Below are 16,916 nucleotides of genomic sequence, written 5' to 3'. Positions count from 1 at the left end.
GATGTCTCAGAAGAACCTGCTCGAGGTCGACTGGAGCCAGATTCCCGCGCCTGCCGATGACGGCGGCGCCGCGCATCTCAAAGGCATGACGCTGCCCGCTGTCAGCCTGCTTGCGACCGACGATACGTCCGTGACGCTATCGGTACTCTCCGGCCGGACCGTGGTGTTCGCCTATCCGCGCACCGGCGAGCCCGGCAAGATTGCTCTGGTGGACGATTGGGACATGATCCCGGGCGCGCGCGGTTGTACGCCCCAGACCTGCGCGTTTCGCGATCTGTTCGCCGAGTTGAAGGCTGCCGGCGCCGCGCAGGTGTTCGGCCTCTCGACGCAGAGCAACGCGTACCAGACCGAGATGGCCTCGCGCCTGCATCTGCCGTTTCCGGTGCTATCGGATGAGAAGCTGGCGCTGACACGCGCCCTCGGTCTTCCGACCATGGAGGTGGCTGGCCTGACGCTGATCAAGCGCCTTGCGCTGATCGTCGACGACGCCAGAATCTCGCATGTGTTCTATCCGGTGTTTCCGCCCGACCGGAACGCCGGCGACGTCCTGGACTGGCTGAAGGCCAATCCGGCCAAGACTTCTGACAAGACCTAGTCGAGGTCGGCCTTAATCCTTGCGAACACACTGCGGAACATGTCCGTCGTCAGCACGCGGGTGTTCGTGTTGTAGCGCGAGCAGTGATAGCTGTCGTAGAGCTTGAACGCGCCGGCCTGATGCACCGCGCCGTGGCCGAACGGCGCTTGCGAGGCCTTCAGGTTCAGCGGCTTGAGCACCGTGTCGTGCGCAATCCGCCCGAGGGCTATGATCGCGCGCAGGTTCGGCATCGTCGCGAGATTCGCGGCGAGGAACTGGCGGCAGGTATTGATCTCGACCGGCAGCGGCTTGTTCTGCGGCGGAACGCAATGCACGGCATTGGCGATCCGGCAGTCGACCAGTTTCAGCCCGTCATCGGGCCGCGCCTGATAAATGCCTTTGGCAAAGCCGTATTCAAGCAGGGTGGCGTAGAGCAGATCGCCAGCATAGTCGCCGGTGAAGGGCCGGCCGGTGCGGTTGGCGCCCTGCATGCCGGGCGCCAGGCCAACGATCAGCAGGCGTGCCTTGATGTCGCCGAAGGGCGGGACTGGGGCGTTGTGCCACAACGGCTCGCGCGCGCGGTTCGCCTCGCGGAAGGCGACCAGGCGCGGACAGAGCGGACAGTCACGGTCGGGAACGAGCGTGAGCGGCTGGCGGCTTAGCCGGGCCGCCTCACTCGTCGAGGTCGTCATCGCCCCTCGGCGCCATCGTCGTCGCGCGCTGGAGGAATTGCGGGGCATGATGGCGCGGCTCGCGATCGCCGCGCTCGCGCGGAGCAGGGCGTTCGGACGGATCGCGGCCGAGCTTGGATTGCAGCTCGACCAGATCGGTGAAGACGTCGGCCTGGCGGCGCAGCTCGTCTGCGATCATCGGCGGCTGGCTCGCGATGGTGGAGATCACCGTGACCCGCACGCCGCGGCGCTGGACGGCCTCGACCAGGGAGCGGAAGTCGCCGTCACCCGAGAACAGCACCATCTGATCGATGTGCTCGGCCAGCTCCATGGCATCCACAGCGAGCTCGATGTCCATGTTGCCCTTGACCTTACGGCGGCCGGAGGCGTCGATGAACTCCTTGGTCGCCTTGGTGACGACCGTGTAGCCGTTGTAGTCGAGCCAGTCGATCAACGGACGGATCGAGGAGTATTCCTGATCCTCGATGATGGCGGTGTAGTAGAACGCCCGCAGCAGCGTCCCACGGCTCTGAAACTCCTTCAGCAATCGCTTGTAATCGATGTCGAAGCCGAGAGTTTTTGCCGTCGCGTAGAGATTCGCACCATCGATGAAGAGCGCGATCTTGTCGGTAGAGGAAGGTGACATTCAGTTTGCTCGCGTAGTGTTCGTGATTGATCGTTTATTGTTGGCGCGGCGGCAGCAAGCCGCGCAGTTCTAAATCCGCCTAAACCCGTCGAAACCGCAATTCCGGAGAAGTCGGGGCAATCAAGGTATAGTTATGGCGGACCTTCATACACCCGGCGCCACCCACGATGGCAGCCCGGGAAACCACCCGTCCCAGCCCCAATGTGGAGGTAACAGAGCCTTTTGGCGAGGCCAAATCACAAATTGGCCTTGCGAAACTGCCCCGGCCCCTATAACTAGCCCCAATCATCCACATATTTCGTCCCACCCACAACGGAGCGACAGTCCATGGCTCGCGTCACCGTAGAAGATTGTATCGACAAGGTCGACAACCGGTTTGACCTGGTCCTGCTGGCTGCCCACCGTGCCCGCATGATTTCGTCTGGTTCACAACTAACGGTTGACCGCGATAACGACAAGAACCCTGTTGTGTCTTTGCGCGAAATTGCTGACACGACCATTTCGCCGGAGGACCTCCGCGAGGAGCTGGTGCACTCGCTCCAGAAATTCGTCGAGGTCGACGAGCCTGAGCCCGACACGGTGCCGCTGATCGGTTCCGCCGGCGCGAGCGTCGATGCCGACGATACCGAGGTTGCCGTTGAGCGCATGACCGAAGAGGAGCTGCTGAAGGGCCTCGAGGGCCTCGCGCCGCCGGAAGAGCAGCCCGAGGAAGACGAGTAAATCGTCCATCGCAGTCGTCGAATTCTTGTGATCTTATCAAAGGCCCGAACCCGTGTTCGGGCCTTTGCTTTTGTTGGCGTTTTCGTGGTTACCATAACGTTGTCGCATCGTGCCGCGCAGCTGTCATCGAATTGATCGGACGCGCGCGCGATCGGAGCTAAGATGTATACAACGGGCCGTCTGGTGGTCCGTTTGAAGGCAGGACGGCATGGTGTATCGACGCCGGAGATCAACGCAGATGCAGGCCGCAACAGAATCGGTTGCCGTGGCCCCGACTGCACAGGTCGCCCGGCCGCCGAAGTCGCGCGCGCGTATGATGCGTCAATATGACCTCGTCGAGCGCGTCAGGTCCTACAATCCCAACACCAACGAAGACCTGCTGAACCGCGCCTATGTCTACGCCATGAAGGCGCACGGCTCGCAGACGCGCGCCTCGGGCGATCCGTATTTCTCGCACCCGCTCGAAGTGGCGGCGATTCTCACCGACCTCAAGCTCGACGACGCCACCATCGTGGCAGCCCTGCTGCACGACACGATCGAGGACACCGAGGCGACGCGGGCCGAGATCGACCAGATCTTCGGCTCCGAGATCGGCGCGCTGGTCGAGGGCCTGACCAAGCTGAAGCGGCTGGAGCTGGTGTCGCGCGAGGCCAAGCAGGCCGAGAACCTGCGCAAATTGTTGCTGGCCATTGCCGACGATGTCCGCGTGCTCCTGGTCAAGCTCGCCGACCGCCTGCACAACATGCGCACGCTGGATTTCGTGCCGCCGGAATCGCGCCGCCGCATCGCCGAGGAGACACTCGACATCTACGCGCCGCTGTCGGGCCGCATGGGCATGCAGCAGATGCGTGAAGAGCTGGAGGATCTGTCCTTCCGCACTCTCGATCCCGACGCCTATTCGGTGGTGATGCAGCGGCTCGACGCGCTCGCTGAACGCAACCGCAATTTGATCGGCGAGATCGAGGCACAGCTTTCCAACAATCTGCGCCACAGGGGCCTTGGCGCGCGGGTCTATGGCCGCAGCAAGAAGCCGTTCTCGATCTGGACCAAGATGGAGCGCAAGTCCGTCGGCTTCGAGCAGTTGTCCGACATCTTTGGTTTTCGCGTCGTCGTGAACGACATCGAGTCCTGCTATCGCGCGCTTGGCATCGTCCACACCACCTGGCCGGTCGTGCCGGGGCGCTTCAAGGACTACATCTCGACGCCGAAGCAGAACGATTATCGTTCGATTCACACGACGGTCATCGGCCCCGGCAACCAGCGCGTCGAGCTTCAGATCCGCACTGAGGCCATGGACCAGATCGCCGAGCGTGGCATCGCCGCGCACGTTTTCTACAAGGAAGGCGTGGGCTCGCCGACCGAACTCCTCAAGCGCGAGTCCACCGCGTTCGCCTGGCTGCGCCACACCATCGGCATCCTCTCGGAGAGTGCCAACCCGGAAGAGTTCCTCGAGCACACCAAGCTAGAGCTATTCCACGACCAGGTGTTCTGCTTCACTCCGAAGGGCAAGCTGATCGCACTGCCGCGCCATGCCAACGTGATCGATTTTGCCTATGCGGTGCATACCGACGTCGGCAACAGCGCGGTCGGCTGCAAGATCAACGGCCAGTTTGCGCCGCTGTCGTCCGAGCTCCAGAACGGCGACGAGGTCGAGGTGCTGACCTCGGAAGCGCAATCGGCGCCCCCGTCGGCCTGGGAAACGCTCGCGGTCACCGGCAAGGCGCGCGCCGCGATCCGCCGCGCCACCCGGACTGCGGTGCGCGATCAATATGTCGGCCTCGGCCGGCGCATCGTCGAGCGCCTGTTCGAGCGCGCCAAGATCGAATACGCCGACGACAAGCTCAAGGGCGCGCTGCCGCGGCTCGCGCGCACCTCGATCGAGGACGTCATGGCGGCGGTCGGGCGCGGCGAGATCAAGGCCTCCCATGTCGCGCGCGCGATGTATCCCGACTACAAGGAAGAGCGCATCGCGCGCTATGGCATCAAGAAGGGGCTTGCCGCCAAGCTCAAGGAGAAGCCGTCGGAGCCGTCGCGCAGCCCGGTCGCGATCCCGATCCGCGGCATCAATTCCGACCTGCCGATCAAGTTCGCGCCGAACGGCGGCGCTGTGCCGGGCGACCGCATCGTCGGCATCGTCACGCCGGGCGAGGGCATCACGATCTATCCGATCCAGGCGCCGGCCCTGAAGGATTTCGAGGAGGAGCCGGAGCGCTGGCTCGATGTGCGCTGGGACATCGAGGATACCGTGCCGCAGCGCTTCCCGGCCCGCATCAAGGTCGAGAACGTCAACGAGCCCGGCGCACTCGCACAGATCGCGACCGTGATCGCCGAGCACGACGGCAATATCGACAACATCAGCATGCAGCGCCGTTCGCCTGATTTCACGGAGACGACGATCGACCTCGAAGTCTACGATCTCAAGCATTTGAGCGCGATCCTGGCCCAGCTGCGCGCGAAGGCGGTCGTCGCCCGCGTCGAACGTGTTAATGGATAGGCGTCTTTCGTATTCGCCTGCTCCTCCGATCTCGTGAGTCCTGCAATGCCCACTTCTCCGCTCCGCCTCGGCGTCAATATCGACCATGTCGCGACCGTCCGTAACGCACGCGGTGGCCGCCATCCCGATCCGGTGCGCGCGGCGCTGCTGGCGATCGAGGCCGGCGCCGACGGCATCACCGCGCATCTGCGCGAAGACCGCCGGCACATCCGCGACGAGGACATGGCGCGGCTCAAGGCGGAAATCTCCAAGCCGTTGAATTTCGAGATGGCGGCGACCGACGACATGATGCGCATCTCGCTTGCGACCAGGCCGCATGCCGTATGTCTCGTGCCCGAGCGCCGCCAGGAGGTGACGACTGAGGGCGGGTTGGATGTGGTCGGCCAGCACAATGCGCTCGCACCCTATATTGCGCGGCTGAACGATGCCGGCATGCGCGTCTCGCTGTTCATCGCCGCGGATCCTGCGCAGATCGAGATGGCGGCGCGGCTGCGTGCGCCCGTGATCGAGATACACACCGGCGCCTGGTGCGACGCCGTGGTCGACGGCCACGCTGACAAGGCCGAGGCCGAGTGGAAGCGGATTGTCGCGGGCGTGAAGCTGGCGAAGGCTGCCGGGCTGGAAGTTCACGCCGGCCACGGCCTCGACTATGCGACGGCGGAGACGATCGCCGCGCTGCCTGACATCATGGAGCTCAACATCGGCTACTACATGATCGGCGAGGCGCTGTTCGTGGGTCTGGCCGAGACGGTGCGCAGCATGCGCGCGGCGATGGATCGCGGGCGGGGCCGGGCATGATCATCGGCATCGGCTCCGACCTGATCGACATCACCCGCGTCGGGAAGGTGATGGAGCGCCATGGCGAGCGTTTCCTCGACCGCATCTTCACCGCGGCCGAGCGGGCCAAGGCCGAGCGGCGCGCCAAGAACGAGAAGATGGTGGTGGCGACTTACGCCAAGCGCTTTGCCGCCAAGGAGGCCTGCTCCAAGGCGCTCGGCACCGGGATCCGGCGGGGCGTCTGGTGGCGCGACATGGGGGTGGTCAACCTGCCGGGGGGCCGGCCGACCATGCAGCTGACCGGCGGCGCCCTGGCCCGGCTCCAGGCCCTGACCCCGGAGGGGTTCGAGGCGCGGATCGACCTGTCGATCACCGATGACTGGCCTTTGGCACAGGCCTTCGTCGTCATTTCGGCCGTCCCGCTGGCCAAGCCCTGACCCCTGGGGCGGTCGTTTTATAATTCGTATTAAAAATCAATATCTTATGCAGTTTTGATGCGATCCTTGATTGCGTGGCCTCCGACAACCGTCTAAAAGTCCGCGGACGCAAATCAGGCTGGGCGAATTCGGCTTTACGCCGGAATTGGCCCTCATTATCAGAATCAGGACAATCTCCTTGGCCGCGAACGGTGGGCAGTTCGCGGGAGGAGGGCGCTCTGTGACCGCCGGCCGGAATTGAGAGAGCAATGAGCGTGACTTCGGGAACGAAAACTGAGAGCGGCGTCGGCGAAACGATCCGGGTCGTGATCCACGCTCTCCTGATCGCGCTGGTGATCCGCACCTTTCTGTTCCAGCCGTTCAACATCCCGTCCGGCTCGATGAAGGCGACGCTGCTGGTTGGTGATTATCTGTTCGTCTCGAAATATTCCTACGGCTATAGCCACTACTCGATCCCGTTCTCGCCGCCGCTGTTCTCGGGGCGAATCTGGGGCTCGGATCCGCACCGCGGCGACATCGTCGTGTTTCGCCTGCCCAAGGACGATTCCACCGACTACATCAAGCGCGTGATCGGGCTGCCCGGCGACCGCGTCCAGATGAAGGACGGGCTGCTCTACATCAACGACACGCCGGTCGAGCGTCAGCGCATGAGCGAATATGTCGGCGAGGACCCCTGCGGCGCCGAGAGCGGCGCGATCTCGCGGGTGAAACGCTGGAAGGAGACGCTGCCGAATGGCGTGTCCTACGAGACGCTGGATTGCGCCGACAACGGCTACATGGACACCACCAACGTCTACAATGTGCCGCAAGGCCATTTCTTCATGATGGGCGACAACCGCGACAACTCCACCGACAGCCGTTTCCTCGGCCAGGTCGGCTACGTGCCGCAGGAGAATTTGATCGGCCGCGCCCAGATGATCTTCTTCTCCATCGGCGAAGGCGAGCATGCCTGGATGTTCTGGCGCTGGCCGTGGTCGGTGCGCTGGAATCGCTTCTTCAAAATTGTCCGATGAAAGACGAAGCCAAGGACATCGCACCCCAGACGACCGAGCCGGCTGCGGCCCCTGACGGCGAAGCTGCTTCCAAGACGCCTGCGAAGAAGAAGCGGGCAAGGGGCAGCAAGGCCAAGGACAAGGCAAAGGCGGCGGACGCGAATGCCGCGCTCGAGGCGCGGATTGGGCACAGCTTTGCCGACCCGAACCTGCTGATGCAGGCGATCACGCATGTCTCGGCGCTGAAGTCCGGACGCAAGCGCGGCGACAGCTATCAGCGGCTCGAATTCCTCGGTGACCACGTGCTTGGCCTCGTCGTCTCCGACATGCTCTACCATGCCTTCCCGAACGCCGATGAGGGCGAGCTGTCCAAGCGGCTTGCCGAGCTCGTGCGCAAGGAGAGCTGCGCCGACGTCGCCAAGTCGCTCGGCCTGCTCGATGACATCAAGCTCGGTTCGGTCGGCTCCAGCGCCGATGCTCGCCTGCGCAAGTCCATCCTTGGTGACATCTGCGAGGCCGTGATCGGCGCCGTCTTCCTCGACGGTGGCCATGCGGCCGCAGACGACTTCGTCAAGCGCAACTGGACCGAGCGCATGCATAAGCCGCGCAGGCCGCTGCGTGATCCCAAGACCGTGCTCCAGGAATGGGCACAGGGCAAGGGACTGCCTACGCCGATCTATCGCGAGGTCGAGCGCACCGGACCGCACCACGATCCGGAGTTTCGTGTCGCGGTCGACCTGCCGGGACTCGCTCCGGCCGAAGGCACCGGCGGCAGCAAGCGCGCAGCAGAGAAGGTGGCGGCATCAGTGATGATTGAACGTGAAGGCGTTGGCGGCGGCAATGACGGCTGAAACAAGCGGCGAGGAGCCCACTGCGACGCGCTGCGGCTTCGTTGCGCTGATCGGCGCACCCAATGTAGGCAAGTCCACGCTGGTCAACGCGCTCGTGGGCGCCAAGGTCACGATCGTCTCGCGCAAGGTGCAGACCACGCGCGCGCTGATCCGCGGCATCGTCATCGAGAACAACGCGCAAATCATCCTGGTCGACACGCCCGGCATCTTCCTGCCGAAGCGACGGCTCGACCGCGCCATGGTCTCGACCGCCTGGAGCGGAGCGCACGACGCCGACCTCGTCTGCGTGCTGCTCGACGCCAAGGCCGGGATCGACGAGGAGGCCGAGGCGATCCTCACCAAGGTCGCCAGCGTGAAACACGAGAAGATCCTGGTGATCAACAAGGTCGACCTGGTCCAGCGCGAGAAGCTGCTGGCGCTGGCGCAAGCCGCCAACGAGCGCATGCCGTTCGCGAAGACCTTCATGATCGCGGCGATCTCGGGTGACGGCGTCGACGACCTCAGGACCACGCTGGCCGAGATCGTGCCGCCGGGACCGTTCCTCTATCCCGAAGACCAGATGTCGGACGCGCCGATGCGGCAGCTTGCGGCCGAGATCACGCGCGAAAAGATCTTTCGCAAGCTGCACCAGGAATTGCCCTACCAGTCCACGGTCGAGACCGACAAGTGGGAGGAGCGCAAGGACAAGTCGGTGCGCATCGAGCAGACGATCTTCGTGGAGCGCGAGAGCCAGCGCAAGATCGTGCTTGGCGCGGGCGGCGCAACCATCAAGTCGATCGGTGCGGACTCGCGCAAGGAGCTCGCCGAGATCGTGGGCGTACCGGTGCATCTGTTCCTGTTCGTCAAGGTGCGCGAGAACTGGGGCGACGATCCCGACCGCTATCGCGAGATGGGCCTGGAATTTCCCAAAGAATAAGCAAGAAAAGATCGGTCACCGATGAGCGTACCCAGCAACGTCCGGCGCTTCGAAGCGCTGCTCTATGCATCGTTGATGCTGGATGCCCTGTCGGTCGCGGTGCAGGACCGCACACCCACTGCCGAGATGACCGAGCAGATGATCATGACGGCGACCATGCTCGCCGGCGGGATGATCCTGCTCCTCGTCTATTTCGTCTGGCTGGCTGCGCATTGGCGCAAGAACTGGCCGCGCTGGGTGCTGGCGGCAGCGCTCGTGCTATCGGTGATCTCGCTCGGTCAGATCATCGGCGAGAAAGGGATGGAGCTCGACAGCGCCATCGAGATCGTCTCCTGCGTGCTGACGACGATGGGGCTGTATTTCTCCTTCAGCGGAGATGCGCAGGGCTGGTTCAACGCGTGAGCTTTTTTAGCGGGTGCCGTAGGGTGGATTAGCGAAGCGTAATCCACCATCTAGCTGTGCATGGGCAATGGCGGATTACGCCTTCGGCTAATCCGCCCTACGATTGAAGTACGAACTACGCTAGACTTCACTCCATGGAATGGACCGACGAAGGCATCGTGCTGGGCGTACGGCGGCATGGCGAGAGCAGCGCCATCGTCGAGCTCTTGACCCGCGCGCACGGCCGGCACCTCGGCCTTGTTCGCGGCGGCGCGAGCTCGCGGATGCGGCCGCTTTTGCAGCCTGGGAACAGCGTCAGCGCGATATGGCGGGCGCGGCTCGACGAGCATCTCGGCACCTATGCCATCGAAGGTCTCAAGCTGCGCGCCGCCACGCTGCTGGGATCGTCCCACGGCGTCTACGGCGTCACCCATCTGGCCTCGATCGCGCGGCTCCTTCCGGAACGTGATCCGCACGCGGAGATTTTCGCGATGCTCGAACATTCGCTCGATGATTTCGACGACATCGGCAGCGCGGCCGTGCACGTCATCCATTTCGAGCTCGCGATGCTCTCTGAACTCGGCTTCAGGCTCGGACTGGAAAACTGTGCGGCGACCGGGGAGACCATGGACCTGATCTACGTCTCGCCGAAATCCGGCGGCGCGGTGTCGCGCACCGCTGGGGAGCCATGGCGCGACCGGCTGTTGCGGCTGCCGCCGTTCCTGCGCCAGGGCGAAACGGCAAGCGAACTCACCGACGAGGACCTCCAGGACGGCTTCCGGCTCACCGGCCTGTTCCTGCTCCGCAACGTGCTGGAGCCGCGCGGGCAGGTCCATTCCGACGCGCGCGCGGGCTTCATCAACGCGCTCACGCGGCAGCAGGCGAAAGCGGCGCTTCAGGCGCCGTGACCTGAGGGCGCCTCTGCCCTGTCGTGGAACGGGCGAGTTCCCGGGGAACTAAAACCCAGAGGCCGAGTTGGCCTCACAGGTTCCATCACGGGGACGGCCCAAATGTTGATCAGGGGATTTGCGCTATCAGCGGCGCTGCTCGCGTTTGCGCCCGATGCGATCGCGGGAGAGCCGCAACCGAGCGTGTTTCGTCGGGCTTCCTGCACCGTCGTCAGGTACTATGTGGCGAAATATTCCGCTGCGGCCGCAGAGACATGGGCGCGGTCCCACGGGGCAACCGAGGCCGAGATCGAGACTGCGCGCCGTTGCGTGGCCAATATGCCGGCGCAGCCCAAGACGCAGCAGACCGTGACCGCCGGCTGGGCTGGGCAGTAGCCGCTCGAGGAACCTGATCGATGGTTGCCGGATCACCGCCACGGTCTGACCGGGCGGCATCTGAAGGCGATTGCCGAGGTGCGCTGGTTGCTCCCTCTCCGGGAGAACCGGGCTCAAGCCTCGGCGAGCCTGCCTGTTGCGACGGGGAACGATACTATTCCCAAGGTTTGCGACGGACGCTCGCCGAACATCGCGAGATAATACTGCGAGAAGCGTCCGAGTTCGTAGAATCCCTGCTGCATGGCGACCGCCGCCACCGTGGTCGAGCCCGGCAAGCTTTCCCGCAGGATGGAGTGGATCGCGCACAGGCGCTTGTGGCGCAGGAAGGTGACCGGGCCGAGCCCGAACACTTCCTGAAAGGCGCGATGCAGCGTGCGTCGCGACACGCCGAACGCGGCACAGATCTCGGAAACATGCACCGGCCGCGTGCCGGCCTCGTCCAGATAGTCCTCGACCCGGTGGATCAATCGTCTTGCCGAAGGAAGCCAGCCGCTGTCGTCGGGCGGCAGTGACGAGATGACGTTGGCGGCCATGCATTCGACGATCGTTCGCTTCCAGAAATCGGCGGTCGATGGCGTCAGGCTGTTTGCGCGGTTGCGCAGATGCGACATGATCCGCACCAGACGACGCGAGGCGACTGCACCTGTCTGGAGATCCGCCCGGAAATGACCGCGGCTGCGCCAGGTGCCGGGATCGCTCAGGCGCGGCTCTCCGCCGAACAGTGTCGTCACCTGACCGAGATCGAAGCGCATCGCCGCGTAAGCGGATGCGCCGTGAAAGACGCCGTCGTGCTCGAGCAGTGGCGGAATCACGAGCACGTCGTTGAGCTGCATGTCGAACGACCAATGGGCGACGCGCTGCTCGGCGGCCAGCAGCATTCCGATGATCAGCTTGTCGTCGCTGGAGGAGCGCTGCGTACGCATGCCGACGTTGAAGGCGCCGATGCTGAGAGAGAAATCGTCGATGCCGATATGGGACAGCGTGCCGCGCAGCCGCCCGCGTCCGAGCTGCATGACGTCGACGTGAGAACCGTGCACCGCCTGGTGAAGGCCCTCGAATCCGTCGAGCTTTCGCGAATCGACCAGAAGGAACTGCCCCATGGCTGTACCCTTGTCCTGAAGCGCGACAATTGTGCGGCAGGCAGCAGCAAAATACCACTACAACGCGAGGTGGGTGCGACGAATTGATCTCGCCTTTTGAGACAAATGATTGCCGAATTTGACGCGAGCTATGCGCCGCATAACGCTGTGGATTGAGGGATTTGCGTCATGTGTCGTTAAGCCCCACCGGCAGTCCGGCGTACTGGCACAAACTGCACATTACAGCCGACCAATCTTCGGATACCGTTTGCAACCTAAGCGATATCGGGCGGAAGTGCTCTGCGGATCTCAGAGCACGAGTGGTGACGTGTTGCCGCGTGCCGAGAACGCGTGCGCGCAAAAGAGGGAGAGATGTTGACGCAATTCGCGGTCCGCATTTCCAGCCCTCGGCGCCAAGAAGAGGGGATCAGACAATGCGTCCAGTGCGCCGAACAATTTGCCGTCATCGACGGCTGCTGAATTCCGTGCCGTAGCAACAGGTGGGATCCGCGTATCGGAGTTTCCAGCATGCTGCGGGCGGACTTGGGTCACTGCGAGTGGTTACCGGATGACGTGAAGACCGGAGAGATGGTCTTCATTCCCGGCGGCACCTTCCGCATGGGATCCGATCATCACTATCCCGAGGAAGCGCCGAGCCATCGCGTCTGCGTCGACGGCTTCTGGATCGACCGAACGCCAATCACCAACCGGCAGTTCAAGCAATTCGTCAACGCCACCGGCCACGTCACCGAAGCGCAGATCGTTCCCGACCCCAGGGACTATCCCGGTGCGCTGAGCGAGATGCTTTACGCCGGCTCGCTGGTGTTCTCGCCGCTGCCGCGCATCACGGACCTGACCGACTGGAGCCAGTGGTGGAGCTTCGTGCGCGGCGCCAATTGGCGGCATCCCTATGGCCCCGGCAGCAACATCAAGGGCCTCGACGATCACCCGGTCGTGCACGTCTCCTGCAGCGACGCGAGTGCCTATGCGCGCTGGGCCGGCAAAGAGCTTCCGACGGAAGCAGAGTGGGAGTTCGCCGCGCGCGGCGGTCTCGAGGCTGAGGAGTTCGCCTGGGGCGACGCGCTGATGCCGGGCGGCAAGCACATGGCCAATATCTGGCAGGGAGACTTTCCCGTCCAGAATCTCGGCGAGGATGGGTTCGAGCGTACCTCGCCGGTCATGGCCTTTCCACCGAACGGCTACGGTCTGTACGACATGATCGGCAATGTTTGGGAGTGGACCTCGGACTGGTGGTCGACGAAGCACCACGCGGATGCGGCAAAGCCGTGTTGCATTCCACGCAATCCGCGCGGCGGGCATGAGGATGCGAGCTTTGATCCATGTCAACCAAACATCCGCATCCCGCGCAAAGTCTTGAAAGGCGGCTCGCATCTCTGTGCGCCGAACTATTGCCGCCGTTATCGCCCCGCCGCGCGCCACGCCGAGCCGGTCGACACTTCGACCAGCCATGTCGGCTTCCGCTGCGTGGTGCGGACACCCCTTGCCGCTCAACACGAACACGAAGGACGTGCAGTAACCTAGGGAGTATCGAATGAGTAGCGAACTGGAGAACAACAACAACCAGTCGCGGGCTGACAAATCGATCGATCGCAGAAATCTCCTGTTGGGAACATCGTCTATCGTCGCCGCCGCGACACTGAGCTCGGAAGCCCTGGCCCAGGCGCAGAAGGTCGCGCCAGCACCGGCAGTAAGCCCCGCAACGGCCGTCTCGTAGGCTGCCCCCGGGGCCAGTCGCGACGAAGCCCATCATCAAAAATACTGAGGGGAGGCTACAACAGCTCCGATGACCGGAGACAGGACCAGCAAGCGCAAACTTCGCATCGGCTTCCGGACATCGATCATCACGGTGTTCGTGGGTGTCGTGCTGCTTGTGGGTTTGACGCTGGTCTATCTCAGCTTCGAACGCGTCACCGTGATCACGAAGACGGCGGCCTCCGGGTTCACCGAGAAGGTGGTGCAGTTAGGTGCCGATCACGTCGACGAGCAGTTCAAGAACGTTCGCGACAATCTCGACATTTTATCCGGCCTGCCGGCGATCCAGGAGGCCGACATCGCCGATAACTCACGGCTCTACGGCTTGATGGTGGCGATGCTGCGCAACAATCCACAGCTCTTCAATCTCTATGTCGGCTACGAGGATGGTTCGTTCATCGAGATGGATGTGATCGATCGCGCCAAGCCGGCCTTCAGGGCGGGCCTGAACGTCGACGAGGATGCGGCATTCCGGCTGGTCCTGATCTCGCGCACGGCGGGCGCCGCGCCGGTGACCCAGTATCTGTCCGAGAACCTCATTCAAGTCGCGGAGGTCGCCGGACCCGGGAGTTACGACCCGCGGCAGCGGCCCTGGTATGTCGAGGCGTTCAAGAACGACAAGACCCTGCTGACGGGGCCTTATGTCTTCTACGCCACGGGCGAGCCCGGCTACACACTGCGGACGCCGTTGAAGGAAGGCCGCCGCGGTGTCGTCGCCGGCGACGTGCTGCTCAACCGCTTCGAGGACATGCTGGCGCAGCAGAAGCTTGGCCCATCGGGGCTGGCCTTTCTGTTCGACGATTCCGAGCGTATTGTCGGCCATCCCGAGATGAACCGCCTGATGGCGGAGATCCCGGAGCGGCAGGACAACCTGCCGCAAATCGGCGCGCTCAAGCTTCCCGCACTGATGCCGATCATCCGTTCCTGGCGCAGCGGCGGGCCCGCCCAGCAATTCTTCGCCGACGCCTCGGGCCGGACCTATGTGGCGGCGGTTCACAGGCTCGAGACGGCCGGCTCGGCCAATATCCGCATGGCGTTGGTCGCGCCGCTCGACGAGTTCTATGCGCAGATCATCGGCGAGCGCCGCACGCTGTTTGCGCTGGCGCTCGCCTTCGTCGGCGCCACGCTCCCGTTTGCGTTCTGGCTGGGTTCGCTGATGGCACAGCCGCTGCGCAAGCTGGTCGAGCAGACCGACGCGATCCAGCGGTTCGAGATCGCGGAGCGGCCGCGCATCCATTCCGTCATCGCCGAGATCGAAGAGCTTGGCCGCTCGGTGTTCACCATGCGTAGCGTGGTGCGCAGCTTTGCAAGCTTCATCCCGCGCCAGATCGTGCGGCAGCTGATCGAGACCGGCTCCGCGCTCAGCCTCGGCGGCTCCAGGCGCGAGGTTACGGTGCTATTCACCGATGTCGCGGACTTCACCGCCAAGACGGAGCGTGCGGACCCGTCGCAGGTGATGATCTTCACCTCGCGCTATTTCGCGACGCTGTCGGACGAGATCATGCGGCACAACGGCACGATCGACAAATATATCGGCGATGCCGTGATGGCGATCTGGAACGCGCCTGCGGATGATCCCGATCACACCGCCAATGCCTGCCGCGCCATCCTGGCATGCCTTTCCGCGAATGATGCGCTCAACAAGGAGTTTCGGCGCGAAGGCTGGCCGCCTTACGACACCCGCTTCGGCCTTCACGTCGGCGACGCCGTTGTCGGCAATATCGGCTCGAGCGACCGGATGAACTACACCGCGCTTGGCGCCACCATCAATCTGGCATCGCGGCTCGAAGGCCTGAACAAGAACTATGGCACGCACGTGCTGGTCAGCGCGGCCGTGCGCGCCCGCGCGGAGCAGGCTTTCCTGTTCCGCAGCGTCGACAGCATCAGGCCGAAGGGATTTGCCGAGGCGATCGAGGTCAGCGAGCTGCGCGGCGTGCTCGCGCATGCGGACGAGGCTGAGATCACGATGTGCCGGCGCTGGGACGAGGTTTTCGTCTCGATCGTGCAGGAGGGAGCGAGCGAGACGTCCCTGGTTCGTCTCTCGGGCTTCCTGCTCGACTATCCCCGGGACGGCATCGCGCAATATCACGCCGGGCGGTTTCGCAACGCGGCGCGGGACCCGGGAGAAGCGGCGTGAGTGCTCGCGATGTCAGCCGCCGGCGATTGCTGCGGCTTGGAGCGGTCCTGGCCGCTGCGTCCGCATTCGACGCGCCTGCCATCGCGCAGGCCCGCACCCGAATGCGGCTCGGCTATCTCCACGTGGTCGCCGTGGACGGACACCTCTGGACCGGCCTTGATCGCGGCTCGTTCGATCGGGAGGGCATCGATTTCGATCTGCAGGAATTCAACACCGGGCCCGAGGTCTTCGAGGCGATGGGGAAAAGACAGCTCGATGTCGTGTCGGCCGGCGGCGTGATCTCGAACTATCTGGCGGTCGGGCAGGGCCGGGGATTTCTGATCAACGACATCGAGATTGCGACCGCGCAGCTTTGGGTCCGGCCGACGCTGGGGGTGAAGACCTTTGCCGACCTCCGGGGACGGCGGATCGCGACGACTGCAAAGACCACCGCGCACATCTTTCTCGACCGGGCGCTACGCGCCAACAACATCAACCCGTCCGAGATCGAGATCGTCAATCACAGCATGCCCGCCGCGGTCCAGGCGTTCATTGCCGGCGAGGTTCCGGCCGTGGCGCTCTGGGTGCCGTTCAACATCGCCGTGCGTCAGGCGGTGCCGGATGCGATCAAGCTGGTCGATGCCTCGGCCTTCTACCCGCAGTCGGCGGTGCTGGGCGGATGGGCGGCGAGGCGCGACTACTATGCGGAGAACAGGGAGGTGCTGAGCCGGATCATCCGCGCCTGGACGGATGCGAATGATCACATGGTCCGCAATCCGGCCGTGGCGGCGGAGGCCTTGCAGCGGTCCCGCTATCGGCAGTCGCGGCCGGACGACATCGCCAAGGCCTTCAAGGCGCAAAAACTCTATTCCTCGCGCGAATGGCGGCGACTCTATTCGGACGGAACCGTCGTGAAGTGGCTCCAGCAAGCCAGCGACTTCTTCATGACGGAGGCCGGCGTCACCGGATCGGTGCGCGCGTCCGACTATTTCGACACGCAGCTCTATCTTTCAACCGTCGCGTGAATGCTTGGTCCGTCGCGGCCTTGTGACGAGATCGGCACCCCTCAACCGCCCGGAGCGGCAGCAAGCCCTGTGGATAACTCGGCCGGCACGTCTGGCGCAGGGCAGGGGCGCATGTCGGAGTCGAGCCTGCTATATATCCGGCCGAATCGCGCCCCAAGGGGGGCAATTGGCTACGTTTTCT

At 63.9% G+C, this 16,916-nt stretch carries 18 protein-coding genes; 15 read left to right on the top strand and 3 right to left on the bottom strand.

Annotated features, from left to right (window positions below):
- Position 1: 1 nt before the first annotated feature.
- The gene (locus tag IVB29_RS10320) at positions 2-595 is read left to right on the top strand and encodes a peroxiredoxin (protein WP_247503281.1); all 594 of its coding nucleotides are present in this window, start codon (positions 2-4) and stop codon (positions 593-595) included.
- On the opposite strand, the gene IVB29_RS10315 is transcribed toward IVB29_RS10320, so the two are convergent.
- Entirely contained in the window at positions 592-1,266 is a 675-nt protein-coding gene (locus tag IVB29_RS10315; protein ID WP_247503280.1) for a uracil-DNA glycosylase, read from the bottom strand. The genes IVB29_RS10320 and IVB29_RS10315 overlap by 4 nt on opposite strands.
- Entirely contained in the window at positions 1,247-1,891 is a 645-nt protein-coding gene (locus tag IVB29_RS10310; protein ID WP_247503279.1) for an NYN domain-containing protein, read from the bottom strand. Before IVB29_RS10310 ends, IVB29_RS10315 begins: the two co-directional genes overlap by 20 nt.
- Before the next feature lie 327 nt (positions 1,892-2,218).
- On the opposite strand from IVB29_RS10310, the gene rpoZ reads away from it, so the two are divergent.
- The 10 genes from rpoZ (at position 2,219) to IVB29_RS10260 (ending at position 10,742) form a co-directional block, all read left to right on the top strand.
- Positions 2,219-2,611 (top strand): DNA-directed RNA polymerase subunit omega, encoded by a 393-nt coding sequence (rpoZ, locus tag IVB29_RS10305; RefSeq protein WP_008133017.1) that lies wholly within the window; start codon positions 2,219-2,221, stop codon positions 2,609-2,611.
- Positions 2,612-2,819: 208 nt separating this feature from the next.
- The gene (locus IVB29_RS10300) at positions 2,820-5,105 is read left to right on the top strand and encodes a bifunctional (p)ppGpp synthetase/guanosine-3',5'-bis(diphosphate) 3'-pyrophosphohydrolase (protein WP_247503278.1); all 2,286 of its coding nucleotides are present in this window, start codon (positions 2,820-2,822) and stop codon (positions 5,103-5,105) included.
- 45 nt (positions 5,106-5,150) lie between these two features.
- Positions 5,151-5,903 (top strand): pyridoxine 5'-phosphate synthase, encoded by a 753-nt coding sequence (locus IVB29_RS10295; RefSeq protein WP_247503277.1) that lies wholly within the window; start codon positions 5,151-5,153, stop codon positions 5,901-5,903.
- Positions 5,900-6,319 (top strand): holo-ACP synthase, encoded by a 420-nt coding sequence (gene acpS, locus IVB29_RS10290; RefSeq protein WP_247503276.1) that lies wholly within the window; start codon positions 5,900-5,902, stop codon positions 6,317-6,319. The genes IVB29_RS10295 and acpS overlap by 4 nt, the downstream gene beginning before the upstream one ends.
- Before the next feature lie 248 nt (positions 6,320-6,567).
- Positions 6,568-7,332 carry a signal peptidase I gene (lepB, locus tag IVB29_RS10285; protein WP_247503275.1) on the top strand — a complete coding sequence of 255 codons (765 nt, stop codon included), beginning with the start codon at positions 6,568-6,570 and terminating at the stop codon, positions 7,330-7,332.
- On the top strand, positions 7,329-8,162 hold the full coding sequence (gene rnc / locus IVB29_RS10280; RefSeq protein WP_247503274.1) for a ribonuclease III: 834 nt from the start codon (positions 7,329-7,331) through the stop codon (positions 8,160-8,162). Before lepB ends, rnc begins: the two co-directional genes overlap by 4 nt.
- The gene (era, locus tag IVB29_RS10275; RefSeq protein WP_247503273.1) at positions 8,152-9,078 is read left to right on the top strand and encodes a GTPase Era; all 927 of its coding nucleotides are present in this window, start codon (positions 8,152-8,154) and stop codon (positions 9,076-9,078) included. The genes rnc and era overlap by 11 nt, the downstream gene beginning before the upstream one ends.
- 21 nt (positions 9,079-9,099) lie before the next feature.
- Positions 9,100-9,480: a hypothetical protein gene (locus IVB29_RS10270; protein WP_247503272.1), complete on the top strand. Its 381-nt coding sequence runs from the start codon at positions 9,100-9,102 to the stop codon at positions 9,478-9,480.
- Between the two features lie 134 nt (positions 9,481-9,614).
- A complete protein-coding gene (gene recO / locus IVB29_RS10265; protein WP_247503271.1) occupies positions 9,615-10,367 on the top strand; it encodes a DNA repair protein RecO in 753 nt (250 codons plus the stop codon).
- Between the two features lie 102 nt (positions 10,368-10,469).
- Positions 10,470-10,742 (top strand): hypothetical protein, encoded by a 273-nt coding sequence (locus IVB29_RS10260; protein ID WP_247503270.1) that lies wholly within the window; start codon positions 10,470-10,472, stop codon positions 10,740-10,742.
- Between the two features lie 113 nt (positions 10,743-10,855).
- Here the strand turns inward: IVB29_RS10260 and IVB29_RS10255 are convergent, their stop codons facing one another.
- The gene (locus tag IVB29_RS10255; protein ID WP_247503269.1) at positions 10,856-11,842 is read right to left on the bottom strand and encodes a helix-turn-helix domain-containing protein; all 987 of its coding nucleotides are present in this window, start codon (positions 11,840-11,842) and stop codon (positions 10,856-10,858) included.
- A 507-nt stretch (positions 11,843-12,349) separates the two neighbouring features.
- On the opposite strand from IVB29_RS10255, the gene IVB29_RS10250 reads away from it, so the two are divergent.
- From IVB29_RS10250 to IVB29_RS10235, 4 genes are all read left to right on the top strand, one after another.
- Complete coding sequence (locus tag IVB29_RS10250) at positions 12,350-13,363, top strand: formylglycine-generating enzyme family protein (RefSeq protein WP_247503268.1); 1,014 nt, start codon at positions 12,350-12,352, stop codon at positions 13,361-13,363.
- A 10-nt stretch (positions 13,364-13,373) separates the two neighbouring features.
- A complete protein-coding gene (locus IVB29_RS10245; protein ID WP_247503267.1) occupies positions 13,374-13,556 on the top strand; it encodes a hypothetical protein in 183 nt (60 codons plus the stop codon).
- A 69-nt stretch (positions 13,557-13,625) separates the two neighbouring features.
- Complete coding sequence (locus tag IVB29_RS10240) at positions 13,626-15,731, top strand: adenylate/guanylate cyclase domain-containing protein (protein WP_247503266.1); 2,106 nt, start codon at positions 13,626-13,628, stop codon at positions 15,729-15,731.
- On the top strand, positions 15,728-16,735 hold the full coding sequence (locus IVB29_RS10235; RefSeq protein WP_247503265.1) for an ABC transporter substrate-binding protein: 1,008 nt from the start codon (positions 15,728-15,730) through the stop codon (positions 16,733-16,735). The genes IVB29_RS10240 and IVB29_RS10235 overlap by 4 nt, the downstream gene beginning before the upstream one ends.
- Positions 16,736-16,916: the final 181 nt, after the last annotated feature.

Origin of the sequence: Bradyrhizobium sp. 1, assembly GCF_023073315.1 — a bacterium.
GTDB lineage: Bacteria > Pseudomonadota > Alphaproteobacteria > Rhizobiales > Xanthobacteraceae > Bradyrhizobium.
This window is presented reverse-complemented; position numbering and strand designations above follow the sequence as displayed.